This window comes from Photobacterium salinisoli, from assembly GCF_003614885.1.
GTDB lineage: Bacteria > Pseudomonadota > Gammaproteobacteria > Enterobacterales > Vibrionaceae > Photobacterium > Photobacterium salinisoli.
In genome coordinates this window covers 308,982-323,176 of the sequence record NZ_QZMS01000007.1, presented here as the reverse complement: position 1 = coordinate 323,176, position 14,195 = coordinate 308,982, and the positions used below count along the sequence as shown (strand labels likewise).

Below are 14,195 nucleotides of genomic sequence, written 5' to 3'. Positions count from 1 at the left end.
GGTATCATGACAGGAAAATACAGACCAAGGCCGCGGTCTGTAGAAAGAAATGAGGTAATCAGGAAACATGAGTCAGCACACCGCTAATCAAAACAGCAGTTCTGCCAAAGTGACTGCCGGTATTTACCACCAAATACTGGCGCATCACGATATCTACTTCATTGCATTCGATCAGCATGAGCAGGTAATTGCCAGTAACTACCCGGTTGCAACACTCACACTAAAGCAGTTGGATGATCTCGTTTTTCTGGTTGGGCCGGCGAATCTTGCGCAGATCAGATCAGTGCTGTTGCAGCAAACCGAACAATGCCGTTTCTCTGTCGCTAATCTGGCATTTGAAGCGCTGTGCCTTCAGGATGGCAGCGGGCCTGCGATCTACTGCCTGCATATCAAAGCCAAAGACGACAATACAGCCGAGCCTAAACTGTCTGCCATTGAGCAGGATTATAAGATTATCAATGAACTTGCCAGCTCCCTGAGTTTCCTTACCTCGGCATCGGAGCATCATCTGCCTGAACATTTGCAGCAGGAAGTACGCGATACCCATTTACCGGAAGTGGAGGCCCGTCTGCAGCAAGTACAGGATCCCGGGCTGAAAATGTGCCTTGAGATTGTAAAATCCAATATGGAAAACCTGCTGAACGATGTGCCGGGGATGAATAGCCGTTTGCTGGAGGTGCTAACCCCGTCAGAACTGCAGGTTGCAGAATTCATTCGAGGCGGAATGTCGAGTAAAGAAATTGCGAGTACCCTGAATGTGGCGCGCAAGACAGTGGAAAACCACAGAAACAGCTTACGCAATAAACTGGGTATAACAAACAGAGGGGTAAATCTCAGAAATTACCTGTTAAGTCTGGAAAAGAAATGATCGTCCATGATGCATCGTGGTCTGACTCAACTCTTCAGCTTAATACCCGTTCACAGTACGCAGAGGTTTATCCCACTGGGTCGTACCGGACGACAACATGACAATCTTCCCTTCCCTTGCTTCACCCGAATGATGGGAAAGCACACTGCCCAGCAGCGGTTCAACTTTCATAGGACTGCGCGAAGCCGGAGTCATGTCGATTAAACGGGAGAACTCTTCAAATCCCATTGGTTCCAGATGATTGGTTCGAATTTTCATGTTCATTGCGCTTCTACACTCCTTTCCTTGGCGGTCATCATCGCAACAAAATATGACAATAATAAATCTCAATGTGACATTTATGTTAAACGTTAATTCCCTGTAAGAAATTGACATATCCCTCAATAATCTGGACGTACCACTGCGTTCTCTTCGAGCAAGGTCACAAATATTAAAGATAGGAAACATAATCAAAATCAATGTATCACCTCATTGCGACGGAAAAGCCGTAAAGATTAGATGATTATTTTTATGTCTTAAGTCTGTCTTAAGTTTCTCTTTCTAAGGTGTGTATACATACCTTAAGGGGAAATATGCGATGAATCAGAATAATTCTAACAATTTAACCTTGGTGCATATTGATAAAGATCATCCTTTTCGTGAAAAAACAGAATCTTATGTCGCTTCACGCTATGCTTCTGCCTTTCACGCACGTATCAACACCTTCATGCCCGACTTTCTGGCATTAGTCGATAACCAGAATCACCTCCTGTCAGTATGCGGTTTTCAATCTGCCGCCGCCGGGCCGCTGTTCCTGGAGCAATATCTGGATCTGCCCGCTGATCTTCTGATGTCTGAGAGATTGGGGTTGCCTGTCTCCCGTTATGAGTTAATTGAATTCGGTCAGCTTGCTGCATTCTCTAAAGGGATGTCATCTTTGCATTTCACCCTGATTGCCCGCTATCTGGTCAACCTGGGTTATCACTGGTGCATTTTCACCGCTACCGGGCCACTGCAAGCCATGATGCGCCGGTTGGGATTAACCCCCCACATACTGGCTGATGCATCTGCCGATCGCATTCCTGATGCTGAGAAAACCTGGGGCACTTATTATTGCCACCAACCCAGAATATCCGGCGGCAACCTGGCGACTGGCCTGCAAACCCTGATACAACGTCAGCAGGCGTCACCTTCTGCACTTAACCAGACTCAGGGAGGACAGGCATGAGAAACCTGATCCTTAAGCGATTATTTCAGTTCGCAGAAACCGCGCCCCAACAGACTGCCCTTCAGGGGCGCAATCCGAAGACGGGTGAAGCCATCAGCCTCAGTTTCAGCCAATTGGCTGAAGAGGTTGTGCTGGCTGCTGACACCCTGAATCAGCAGAACGTTCAGTGTATTGCACTCCAAGCCGACAACGGGCTGGCCTGGGCCGTAGCCGATCTCGCGGCCATGGCCGCAAAAAAAGTGCTGATACCGGTGCCCGCTTTTTTCTCTGATCAACAAATCCGGCACCTGATCACTGCGGCACATGCTGATGCGCTCTGGGGCAACTGGTCTATCGACCAACAGGCTGAGCCGGAAAAGATTGCCGCTCTGCCGTTTTACCGGATCACATCACCCGTCCCGTCAACAGCCTTGCCTGAACAGACCAGCAAAATCACTTTTACATCCGGTTCCACCGCCCAACCTAAGGGGGTATGCCTGAGTCAGCACCATCTGGCCACCACCAGTCAGGTGTTAGCGGAAGCTATCACCCCGAGTGTCAGCCCCAAAAAACATCTGGTTATGCTACCGCTTGCTACTTTGCTGGAGAACATTACCGGTCTGTATGTGCCGCTGCTGCTGGGGGCCACTTCCGTTATTTTACCGGGTGAGGACGTGGGACTGACTGGCTCCAGTACCTTTGATCCGGTGCGATTCGCACAGGTTCTGGCCGAGCATCAGCCGGAAAGCCTGGTGCTGACGCCGGCGTTATTGATGGCACTTTGTCAGATTGCCGCTCAACAGCCCGCGCTGGTCAGGTCACTGCAATTTGTAGCTGTGGGTGGCGCACGGGTTGCCCCCTCCCTGCTGGCAAAGGCGCGAGCGCTGAACATCCCCGCTTATGAAGGTTACGGACTGTCAGAGTGCGGCTCTGTGGTCAGCCTCAATCTTCCCGGTGCCGACAAACCCGGCAGTTGCGGTCGCCCTCTTTCCCATTCACAGATCAGCGTCACGGCCGAGGGCGATATTCAGGTTACCGGAAACAGCATGCTGGGATACCTGGGTGAAAAAACAGCTTCAAACAAGGTAGACACTGGCGATATTGGCTATCTGGATGCCGACGGATTTCTCCATATTACCGGTCGGCGCAAGAACCTGCTGATCACCGGCTTTGGCCGTAATGTCTCGCCAGAATGGATTGAATCGGAGGCTCAGGCATTTCCCTCGCTGGTTGGCATGGTGGTTATTGGTGATTCGCAACTCACGCTGAGCGGCGCCGTGTTCAGCCAGTCACCGGACTCAGTGCTACCGGCAATACAGGCACTTAATCAGCAACTTCCGGATTATGCCCGAATCGGTAATCTGATCATCACAGACCGACCGCTGTCTCATATTCCGGGTTTGATGACGGCCAATGGCCGCCCCAAACGCGATGCTCTGCATCGCTACTTCATGCCTGCCTTGCTCGCCGCGCAGACAGAAACAGCGTCTTTGCACAGCAGCCAGGCACCGCTTTCGCTTTATACAGCCAAAATCTTCACTGACCAGCTTGCGCTTTACCCTTTTACGACCAAAGAGGATCCTCCTATGAGTTCGGGATTTTTCCAGACCCTGAAAACAGAAACAGAAGCCGCCCGCAGCCGCATGACAGATGCCCCTATTTTTGCGGCCTGCCAGCAAGGGACTATCGATAACGCCACTTACCTGGCATTTCTGACTCAGGCTTATCATCACGTAAAACATACTGTGCCCCTGCTTATGGCTTGTGGCAGCAAATTAAACGAGGACTATGAATGGCTTCGTCAGGCCCTGGGGCACTACATTGAAGAGGAAATGGGTCATCAGGCCTGGATTCTGAACGACATTAGCGCCTGTGGTGGCGATCCCGATCCGGTGCGCAATAACCAGGGACAAGGCAGCGTTTGTGCCGCCATTGAACTCATGGTGTCTTACCTCTATCACCAGATTGACCGTCGAAATCCGATGGGACTGTTCGGCATGGTCTGGGTGCTGGAAGGGACCAGTGTCAGTATCGGCGGTCAGATTGCTCAGCAGATCCAGCAAGTACTCGGCCTGCCTGATAACGCCATGACCTATCTCAAGTCACACAGTGAGCTGGATCAAAGTCATATTCAAACCTTTGAAAGCCTGATGAACCGCATTGACGACCCCAACGATCAGCGCGCCATTATAGAGAGTGCCAATATGGTCTATGGCCTTTACGGCCAGATGCTGGCTTCACTGCCGATACCCAGACTGCACTAATCAGACAGAACAATATATTTACGCGCACAGGAGAGCTTACATGGATATCCACAATAAACGCCTGCTGCTGACCGGCGCTTGCGGCGGAATAGGCGCTGAGATTGCCGCAGTATTGGCTGATGCCGGCGCCAGCCTGATTCTGGTCGGTCGTAACGAAAGTAAACTCAGGGCGTTACAACTTTCACTGAACCAGCCCGATTCACACCGGCTGATTGTGGCCGATCTGAGTACGCCGGCAGGCATTGAAACCATCAATCAGACCTGTCAGCAATGGAAACTGGCAGGCACGCCCATTCACGGCCTGATCAACAATGCCGGCAGTAATTGCTTTGCCAGTTTGTCGCAACGTGAACCGGCCAGTATCAGCAATGAAATTCACCTTAACCTGACTGTGCCGGTTCTCCTGTGCCAACAGGCGCTGAACTGGCTGTCCCGTCCGGCTCTGATCCTCAACATAGGCTCGACGTTCTCGGCGATCGGTTATCCCGGCTACACCACTTACTGTGCCAGCAAAGCCGGACTGCACAGATTCAGTGAAGCCCTGCACCGTGAGCTGGACGGAACCGGGGTGCAAGTGCTTTACCTCGCCCCGCGAGCCACTGATACCACACTGAATTCCACCACAGTGACCGAACTCAATCAGCAACTGGGCAATCATATTGATGCTCCCCGCTGGGTGGCTGAGCAAGTCCTGCGCTGCCTGATAAAAGAAACACCAATTTGCTGGCTGGGGTGGCCGGAGAAACTCTGGGTCAGAGTGAACCAGATACTCCCTGCGTCGGTCGCCAAGGCTATCCGGAAACAAAGCCACACCATACGCCAGTACCTCACCAAAGCCGAAGTCATTTGATATTCATGGAGGCATTATGAAAACATTGACCTTTTCACCGACTCGATCCCTGCTGACCATCGCCTGTATTCTGGGTGCATCAGTCAGTTTCAGCAGCCTGGCTGTCGCTGATGAACTCAGTGATATCCAGCAACAATGGGCGAAATGCCAGTACGATACCTTTAACAAAGACAACAAAGTGCAGTGCCTGAATCAGGTGATCGCCAGCAATCAGCAAGCCCTGCGCCAGGCGCCAACCCGCTCCGACCTGAAAGTCTGGCTGGCCATCAACAAAAGCAGCCTGGCCGGCGCTAAAGGTGGACTGAGCGCCCTGCCACTGGTAAAAGAAGCTAAGTCGTTGTTAGAAGATGTGATCCGCACCGACCCTAATGTGCTGGATGGTTCGGCCTATACCAGCCTGGGCACGTTATACTATCAGGTACCGGGCTGGCCTATTGGCTTTGGTGATGACGACAAAGCAGAAGCTATGCTGAAAAAGGCACTGGCAATCAACCCGAACGGCATCGATCCTAATTACTTTTATGGCGATTTTCTGGCTCAGAACGGGCGCCGTGATGATGCAATTAGCTACCTCAAGAAAGCCAGTCAGGCCAAACCCCGCCCCGGGCGCAAACTGGCCGATACAGGCAGACAGCAGGAAATCCGACAAAAACTGAAGGAGCTGCAATAACCGATGCGCATCTTATTAATCGAAGATGACCTGATGCTGGGAGAATCCATGGTGGCCTCATTAAGCCGTCGAGGCTACACCGTTGACTGGTTGCAGCAAGGCCAGGGAGTTGAACTCACCCTGAAAACCGAGGACTTCCTGGCCGTTATTTTAGATTTAACCCTGCCCGATATCGACGGTCTTCAGGTATTACGGCAGATTCGGCGCGCAGGTCACCAGCTTCCCGTCATGATCCTTACCGCCCGTGACGGGATAGACGATCGCGTCAAAGGACTCGATGGCGGCGCAGATGATTACCTGGTAAAACCGTTCGCACTGGAAGAGCTGCTGGCCCGCCTGCGGGTGATGATACGTCGGCTGTCTGGCAGCTCTGAAACCGAGATTCAGTTAGGCGAACTAACCTTATCCTTGCTCAACAACGATGTCAGCTTTCGTGGCGAACCGGTGAAACTCACCCGCAATGAATTCAAAATTCTCAGTACGCTAGTCGCGCAGGCTGGCCGGGTGATGAGTAAAGACAAGCTCCAGCAAGCGCTTCACGGTTGGGATGACACTGCCAGCGACAACGCGATTGAAGTGCATATCCACAATATCCGGAAAAAACTCGGCAGTCCTGTGATTAAAAATATTCGCGGCGTAGGGTACATCATTGAAAACCGCTGAGACCAAACCTGTTCTTTCCATCAAAAAACGGCTGATCACTCTGACAGTGGCGGCGGCCACTGTGCTGATTGCCATTTCATGGAGCCTGATCTTTGCTGAATCTAAACATGAAATTGATGAAATTTTTGACGCCCGGCTGGGACAATCGGCAAAGCTGCTGGCACTCAGTGCACCACAACTGCTCAACATGCCGCCGGATCAAATCGAGCAGTTTTATAACGACTGGTATCAGGGAATCAGCAATCATGCCACTGCCAGTGATGATGATCCAACCCCTTACGGCCACCCCTATGAACAGCATCTGATGTTCCAGCTGTTCGACACCCAGAGCAAGGTTCTGCTGCGCTCTCCCGGTGCGCCGGCGCACCCGCTCTCGGCCACCGAGAACATTGGTTATCATCCCATTACCTTTGATGAGCAGCTTTGGCGTAGTTTTCAGATTCGCCTGCCATTTAGCGATAACAACCAAGATGCCACATACCTGGTGGTCGCTGAAAAACAGGCGATCCGCGATGAACTCATTGATGAAATTGCCTTCTCAACCGGCATTCCGCAATTGCTGCTTATTCCCTGCCTGGCTTTGGCCATTATTCTGCTGGTCAACTATGTCATGCAGCCGGTCGGTGAACTTCAGCAAGCCCTTTCACAAAGAACAATCAATAGGTTGCATGCCATCAGGGTGTCACAGCCCACGGTTGAGCTCAAACCACTCATCGATCAATTGAATTACCTGTTGTCAGAGCTTGATAAAGCCTGGGTGCGCGAAAAACGCTTTACCCACACAGCAGCTCACGAGCTGAAAACACCACTGGCTGTCCTTCGGCTAAATGCAGAAAATGCCCTGTCCAGCGATAATCCGGCTGATCTGCAGAGCGACCTCAACCACATTCTCAAAGGGATAGACAGGACTGACCGCCTCATACAGCAGTTACTGATGCTGGCGAGAGTCGAGAGCGGTAACACCTTTTCGTTCAGCCATCTTGACCTGATGGAATGCCTGCGTGAGGTGATTGCTTCACTGGCTCCTTTCGCGTTAAAACAAGAGCAGAATTTGTCTCTCGATGGCCCGCCTTCGCTCACGATTGAGGCCAATCTTCCGCTTCTGCTCAGTCTGTTCAGCAATCTGATCGACAATGCCATCCGCTATGCCGGTGAGCACGCCGACATCAACATCCGTGTTCTGACATCGGAACCTAACCAAGTCCTGATTCGTGTCTGTGATTCGGGCCAGCCCATTCCTGACGCGATCCGCGAGCGGATATTTGAAAAGTTCTTCCGGGCCAATACAGAACGCGGCGATGGCGCGGGACTGGGTATGTCTATCATACGTGACATCGCTGAACTGCATGGCGGCACTATTTCGCTGGAACCACAATCTTCGACTGGCAAAAACTGTTTCCTGGTCACGCTCCCGCTCAAAATGGGCCACATTCAATAGTAACCTAACCCTATCATCAGGCTATCTGGTCGGCGGCACCATTGCTGGCTATCAGTATGATTAAAAAACAGAAAGCCAAATCCAAGCACTTCTTAATCGCACTGTCATTGCCAAATTAAACCCTACCCACTTGGAATCAGCTGCCATAATTACTTAGATGACAAAACATTTTATCTGTAAGGATTTTCTAGCGGACACCCTCATTTATGACTGTCAAAATGGAAGTAAAGAATCTCTACAAAGTGTTTGGCAGCGCCCCTGAAAGGGCGTTCCCATTACTGGAGCAGGGGTTAGATAAGGATGCCATTTTTGAGAAAACCGGCCTGACTGTCGGCGTCAAAGATGCCACTCTCACCATTAATCAAGGCGAAATTTTCGTTATCATGGGCCTCTCCGGCTCAGGAAAATCGACCCTGGTTCGCCTGCTTAACCGCCTCATCGAACCCACCAGCGGCCAGGTATTGCTTGATAACAAAGACATCGCCAGCATCTCAGAAGACGAGTTGCGTACTGTGCGGCGCAACAATATCAGTATGGTCTTTCAGTCATTTGCCCTCATGCCCCATATGACGGTGATTGATAATACGGCCTTCGGTCTGGATCTCGCGGGCGTCGATAAAGCTACCCGCTACGATACCGCACTTCAGGCGCTGGCACGGGTTGGGCTGGAAGCTTATGCCGCCTCCTACCCTGACGAGTTATCAGGGGGTATGAAACAAAGGGTCGGCCTGGCAAGGGCACTGGCTAATGACCCGGATATCCTGTTGATGGACGAGGCTTTTTCTGCTCTTGACCCCTTGATCCGCTCCGAAATGCAAGACGAACTCATCCGGTTGCAAAGCGATGACAAACGCACGGTTGTTTTTATTTCTCACGATCTGGATGAAGCCATGCGGATAGGCGATCGGATTGCGATTATGCAAAATGGTGAAGTGGTTCAGATAGGCACACCGGATGAAATCCTCCATCACCCGGCCAATGACTATGTGCGATCTTTCTTTAAGGGCGTCGATGTCACCCATGTCTTTACGGCCAAAGACGTCGCGCGCAAACACCAGGTCACTGTGATTAAAAAAACTGAAACGGACGGCCCGCGCGCCGCATTGAAACTGCTCAATGATAATGACAGGGAGTTCGGCATTGTGGTCGACCGCCGCAACCTGTATGTCGGACTGGTATCAACAGACACACTGCAAACGGCCAGTAAATCAGGTCAAACCCTGACTCAGGCACTGCTGGACGATACCGTGACTTTCCTGCCTGAAACCCCTGTGGGTGAGCTGATAGGTCGGGTTGCCAACCTGCCCTATGGTGTACCCGTTGTCGATGAAAACCAGGTTTATCATGGTGTTATTACAAAAGCTCGCCTGTTACAGACTCTAGATCGGGAGGCCTGATATGAGCCAGGAAAATCGCCCAGAATCATCCGCACCGGTAACGGATACCCCGTCAGCACCTGCCTCACAAGACCCCTGGTCCAGTACAGACACCAGCAATACCGATCCCTGGGGCAATCCGGCGACCTCGACGCCTAACTCAGGTTCCGACTGGCTCAATACCACAGATTCAGCGCCCGTTGACCCTTCCATCGACTGGATACATCCGTTTCAGGATGCCCTGATCCCGTTTGATCAATGGGTCGAAGACGGCATCAACTGGCTGGTTGTTAACTTCCGGCCAGCGTTTCAGGCTATCAGTGTGCCGATTGATTACATTCTCACAGCCTTTCAGACCACGTTACAGAGCACACCGGCACTTCTGATGATTTTTCTGATCATGATCCTGGCCTGGCAGATTGCCGGACCGCGTATGGGCATTGCCAGTGTCGTCTCGCTGCTGCTGATTGGTGCCATCGGTGCCTGGGATCAGGCAATGGTCACGCTGGCGCTGGTGCTGACATCTGTCTTCTTTTGTTTACTGATCGGACTGCCGACCGGTATTTGGCTGGCCAGGAGTGAAAAAGCCGCCAGAATTGTCAGGCCGATCCTTGATGCGATGCAAACAACCCCGGCTTTCGTCTATCTGGTACCTATAGTGATGTTATTTGGTATCGGGAATGTGCCCGGCGTGGTGGTAACCATCATTTTCGCCCTGCCCCCCATCATCCGGCTGACGATTCTGGGTATCCGTCAGGTGCCTGAAGAATTGATTGAAGCAGCCCATTCTTTTGGCGCGAACCCGAAACAAATGCTCTATAAGGTTCAGTTGCCGCTGGCTATGCCCACTATTATGGCCGGTGTTAACCAAACCCTGATGCTGGCGCTGTCCATGGTTGTGATTGCTTCCATGATAGCCGTTGGCGGGCTGGGACAGATGGTACTGCGCGGTATTGGTCGTCTGGATATGGGCCTGGCAGCCATTGGCGGGCTGGGTATTGTCATTCTGGCTATCCTGCTCGACCGGCTTACACAGGCGATGGGGGCATCCGAACGTGGCCGATCTTACCGCCACTGGTATGAACATGGCCCTATCGGGTTCATATACCGTCGGTTCAAAAAAGACGAGGCTCCACACCTGACAACACATTCACAACCCTAAGGAGAAGACAATGACAAGGTCCCGGAAGTCACTTTCACTAAGCGCGGCCTTATTGGCCGGTGCCTTTTCATTTCCTGCAATGGCAGCCGATTTACCCGGAGAAGGCGTTACCGTACAGCCCGTACAAAGTACAGTAGCGGAAGAAACCTTCCAGACACTGATCGTCAATAAAGCGCTGGAAGCGCTGGGTTACGACGTAAAACCCACCAAAGAGGTGGATTACAACGTGGGTTACACCTCGATTGCCAATGGCGACGCCACTTTCCTGGCCGTGAACTGGGCACCACTCCATAAAGATAAGTTCATTCAATCAGGCGGGGACGACAAATTCTACCGCCAGGGCTATTACATCACCGGCGCCGCCCAGGGCTACCTGATTGATAAAAAAACCGCCGAACAATACGGCATCACCAATATCAGTCAGCTGAAAGACCCTAAGCTGGCAAAGCTGTTTGATGCCAACGGAGACGGCAAAGCCGATCTGACCGGCTGTAACCCGGGCTGGGGATGTGAAGGGGTCATCGAACACCAACTGGATGCTTACGGGCTGCGCGACACAGTCACCCATAACCAGGGTAATTACGCCGCCATCATTGCCGATACCATCTCCCGCTACCGCAATGGCTCGCCCATTTTGTACTACACCTGGACCCCTTACTGGGTCAGCGGTGTGCTGGTACCGGGCAAAGATGTGGTATGGCTGGAAGTACCGTTTTCGTCATTACCGGGCGAGCGGGAAAACGTTGATACCGCCCTGCCTAACGGTAAAAACTACGGCTTTGAGATGAACAGCATGCGTATTGTTGCCAACAAACAGTTCGCTGAGGACAACCCGGCCGCAGCCAAACTGTTTGAAATCATGACACTGAATATCAATGACGTCAGTGCTCAGAATATGCGTATGAGTCAGGGCCAGAATTCCCAGAAAGACATAGAAAACCATGCTAACGGCTGGATTCAGTCTCACCAGCAAGAGTTTAACAGTTGGATTAATCAGGCAAAAAAAGCCGCTGAAGATGCCTCTTAATAGCTGAACTATGCAATTAATCTGATACTATATTTCCAGGCCAGCTTCTCATGCTGGCCTGATGTAATCTGAATTAAACCTGAAAGACAAATAACCTCATAATTGCTAAGTTTATTTATTAGCTATATTCTTGAGATCATGGTTCAAATTTGACGGTAAATATATGTTCTTGGATTATTTTGCATTGGGATTACTTATTTTTGTAGCCCTTGTTTTGTTTTACGGCATCATAGCTATTCACGATATTCCTTACGAGATTGCCAAAGAGCGAGAACATCCTCATCAGGATGCTATTCACTATGCTGGCTGGGTAAGTTTATTCACATTACATGCTCTGTGGCCATTTTTATGGATATGGGCAACCCTGTGGCGTAAAGAAAGAGGCTGGGGGTTCAAACAGGTTCATGATGAGCAAGTATTACTTCAGACCCAGTTAACCAAAATGGAAATGCAACTCCAGCTACTGCAATCAGAACTTACCGCGTTAAAACAACAACAGCCTATGAATAACAGCAATAATAACACTGAGGGTAATCAATAATGGAAACGTTACTGATCCTCTCTTACGCGGCCATCTGTATTTTTATCTTCAAAGTTTTCCGTATTCCACTAAATAAATGGACAGTGCCGACTGCGGTACTTGGCGGTATCGTCCTTGTCGGCGCCCTGGTTCTGTTCATGAACTATAATCACCCGCATACCAGCCTGGGCGGAGAATATTTTGTCTCAACGCCTATTATGCCGAACGTACGCGGTAAGGTGATTGACGTACCTGTCACCCCGAACGCCCCGCTCAAGCAAGGCGACATACTGTTCAAAATTGATCCCACGCCTTTCCAGGCCGAAGTTGACCGGCTGGAAGCCCAGCTAGCAGAAACCCGGCAAAACGTACTGGGACAGGAAGCCAGCTACAAAGCGGCGATGGCAACCCGCATCAAAGCGCAGGCAGAACGCGATCGCACCTATCAGCAGTACCAGCGTTATGCCACAGGCTATAAACGCGGCGCCTTCACCAAAGCCGATGTTGATAACCGTGAGCAATTCTACCGCAGCGCCGAAGCCGCCCTGGAAGCCGCGCAAGCTGATGAGCGCCGGGCTAAACTGGCTTATGAGTCCAACATCAATGGCGAGAACACGGCTGTTGCTCAAATCCAGGCCCAGCTGACCAAAGCCCGGTTTAATCTGGATTCGACGACTGTTCGCGCGCCTACGGATGGCTTTGTTACTCAGGTGCTGCTGCGCCCTGGCATGATGGCGGTGCCACTGCCACTGCGTCCGGTGATGACCTTTATCAACACCAACGATGACTTCATCATAGGTGCTTTCCGTCAGAACTCCCTGCTGCGCCTCAAACCTGGCTATGAAGCCGACATCATTTTCCGCGCCATTCCCGGAAAAACCTTCAAAGCCGAAATTATCGACGTATTGCCCGCGATTGGTGAAGGTCAGGCACAGGCGCAAGGCACACTGATTGGCACCGATATGTTAATGCGTCAGGGCCGGCCGCTGGTCAGGTTTAAAATGATAGACGACCTCAGTGAATACCAACTGCCTTTAGGGGCCAATATGGAAATTGCCGTGTATTCCGATCACGCTCACCATCTGGCGGTGATGCGTAAGATTTTGATCCGCATGAAGAGCTGGCAGAACTACCTGTATCTGGATCATTAATCCCTTCCCGGCATGCCTGCCTCGCGCAGGCATGCTTCACTCTCTGACCTTTACTGCCAGCTGAACCTGTTTCTGGGTCATTATCTGGCGAACACAATCAAGAATAAGAAAGAACACGGCTATCCAGATAAAGAGATAGGTCGGCCATTCTCCTTCGCCAATACTTTCCCCGAGCGCCAGTGACACCACCACCAGCAATACAGGTTCCACATAGCTCAATAATCCGAACAGACTGAAACTCAGCAGTTTGCTCGCCACAATGTAGCTGCCAACGGCAAACGCACTGATAATGCCCAGCCCCATAATGAGCCAGCTAAGATGAGGATGCTGAGCAAAAACATCCAGGCTGTCGTGCTTGGCAAAAAGCCACCAGATGGCGGGCGGAATCATGATGGCCATATCAAACCACAGGCCCCCCAGGCTGTCTGTGCCGAGTTTACGCCGCAGCATAAAATAGCCGGGATAACCTATCGCAACCACCAGGGTTTCCCAGTATAAACCTCCTGAAAGCCAAAGCTTGCAGGCAACGCCAACAGCAGCAAAAGCCACTGCAATTTTCTGCCAGCCGCTCAGTCTGTCCTGATAGACAAAGCGGCCCAGTACCACCATCACCAGCGGCATCATGAAATAGCCCAATGAAACAGGCAGCGCTCGGCCATTGATCGGCGCCCACATAAACAGCCAGAACTGAACCCCCAGCAAAAATGCCGACAAGGGTAAGCCCAGCCATAACAGGGGGCGCTGGCGGACTGAGGACACAATGGCCGCCACTTGCGGCCATTCTTTACTAAGCAGCAGAAAGGCGGTGAGAAAAGGTAACGTCAGTAACAGACGCCAGCTGAAAATCGCTTCACCATTGAGAGGATCGAGCAAGGTCGAGTAGTAATACAGTGCCCCGAACAGACAAGAAGACATCACTGACAGAAAAACGCCTTTACCCACATTACACCCCTGACATCCAATCCATTTGGCGACAACCTTAAACGCACAGGATGATATCAGCCCGCTGTCGCCAATGGC

The 14,195-nt window shown here is 51.4% G+C and carries 14 protein-coding genes and 1 pseudogene; 13 read left to right on the top strand and 2 right to left on the bottom strand.

The window, feature by feature from the left end; translation table 11 throughout:
- Positions 1-67: 67 nt before the first annotated feature.
- Complete coding sequence (locus tag D6M16_RS02230; RefSeq protein WP_120510377.1) at positions 68-868, top strand: helix-turn-helix transcriptional regulator; 801 nt, start codon at positions 68-70, stop codon at positions 866-868.
- Between the two features lie 39 nt (positions 869-907).
- Here D6M16_RS02230 and D6M16_RS02225 read toward each other — a convergent pair whose 3' ends face one another.
- Positions 908-1,132 (bottom strand): hypothetical protein, encoded by a 225-nt coding sequence (locus D6M16_RS02225; protein ID WP_120510376.1) that lies wholly within the window; start codon positions 1,130-1,132, stop codon positions 908-910.
- 313 nt (positions 1,133-1,445) lie between these two features.
- Here D6M16_RS02225 and D6M16_RS02220 point away from each other — a divergent pair, with 313 nt between their 5' ends.
- From D6M16_RS02220 to D6M16_RS02170, 12 genes and pseudogenes are all read left to right on the top strand, one after another.
- Complete coding sequence (locus tag D6M16_RS02220; protein WP_120510375.1) at positions 1,446-2,075, top strand: thermostable hemolysin; 630 nt, start codon at positions 1,446-1,448, stop codon at positions 2,073-2,075.
- Positions 2,072-3,058: pseudogene (locus tag D6M16_RS22455) on the top strand (AMP-binding protein); the annotation flags it as partial. The gene D6M16_RS02220 and the pseudogene D6M16_RS22455, both read left to right, overlap by 4 nt.
- A 582-nt stretch (positions 3,059-3,640) precedes the next feature.
- A complete protein-coding gene (locus D6M16_RS22450) occupies positions 3,641-4,318 on the top strand; it encodes an iron-containing redox enzyme family protein (RefSeq protein ID WP_240435565.1) in 678 nt (225 codons plus the stop codon).
- A 40-nt stretch (positions 4,319-4,358) separates the two neighbouring features.
- On the top strand, positions 4,359-5,168 hold the full coding sequence (locus tag D6M16_RS02210) for an SDR family oxidoreductase (RefSeq protein WP_120510373.1): 810 nt from the start codon (positions 4,359-4,361) through the stop codon (positions 5,166-5,168).
- Positions 5,169-5,184: 16 nt separating this feature from the next.
- Positions 5,185-5,838: a tetratricopeptide repeat protein gene (locus tag D6M16_RS02205; protein ID WP_120510372.1), complete on the top strand. Its 654-nt coding sequence runs from the start codon at positions 5,185-5,187 to the stop codon at positions 5,836-5,838.
- Between the two features lie 3 nt (positions 5,839-5,841).
- Positions 5,842-6,501: a response regulator gene (locus D6M16_RS02200; RefSeq protein ID WP_120510371.1), complete on the top strand. Its 660-nt coding sequence runs from the start codon at positions 5,842-5,844 to the stop codon at positions 6,499-6,501.
- Positions 6,488-7,939 carry a sensor histidine kinase gene (locus D6M16_RS02195; RefSeq protein ID WP_120510370.1) on the top strand — a complete coding sequence of 484 codons (1,452 nt, stop codon included), beginning with the start codon at positions 6,488-6,490 and terminating at the stop codon, positions 7,937-7,939. The genes D6M16_RS02200 and D6M16_RS02195 overlap by 14 nt, the downstream gene beginning before the upstream one ends.
- Positions 7,940-8,145: 206 nt before the next feature.
- The gene (gene proV, locus D6M16_RS02190) at positions 8,146-9,336 is read left to right on the top strand and encodes a glycine betaine/L-proline ABC transporter ATP-binding protein ProV (RefSeq protein WP_120510369.1); all 1,191 of its coding nucleotides are present in this window, start codon (positions 8,146-8,148) and stop codon (positions 9,334-9,336) included.
- A 1-nt stretch (position 9,337) separates the two neighbouring features.
- Positions 9,338-10,477 carry a glycine betaine/L-proline ABC transporter permease ProW gene (proW, locus tag D6M16_RS02185; protein ID WP_120510368.1) on the top strand — a complete coding sequence of 380 codons (1,140 nt, stop codon included), beginning with the start codon at positions 9,338-9,340 and terminating at the stop codon, positions 10,475-10,477.
- 10 nt (positions 10,478-10,487) lie between these two features.
- On the top strand, positions 10,488-11,504 hold the full coding sequence (gene proX, locus D6M16_RS02180; RefSeq protein ID WP_120510367.1) for a glycine betaine/L-proline ABC transporter substrate-binding protein ProX: 1,017 nt from the start codon (positions 10,488-10,490) through the stop codon (positions 11,502-11,504).
- A 163-nt stretch (positions 11,505-11,667) separates the two neighbouring features.
- Positions 11,668-12,045: a DUF3302 domain-containing protein gene (locus tag D6M16_RS02175; protein WP_120510366.1), complete on the top strand. Its 378-nt coding sequence runs from the start codon at positions 11,668-11,670 to the stop codon at positions 12,043-12,045.
- Entirely contained in the window at positions 12,045-13,175 is a 1,131-nt protein-coding gene (locus D6M16_RS02170) for an HlyD family secretion protein (RefSeq protein WP_120510365.1), read from the top strand. The genes D6M16_RS02175 and D6M16_RS02170 overlap by 1 nt, the downstream gene beginning before the upstream one ends.
- Positions 13,176-13,211: 36 nt before the next feature.
- Here D6M16_RS02170 and rarD read toward each other — a convergent pair whose 3' ends face one another.
- A complete protein-coding gene (gene rarD, locus D6M16_RS02165; protein ID WP_120510364.1) occupies positions 13,212-14,117 on the bottom strand; it encodes an EamA family transporter RarD in 906 nt (301 codons plus the stop codon).
- Between the last annotated feature and the right edge of the window lie 78 nt (positions 14,118-14,195).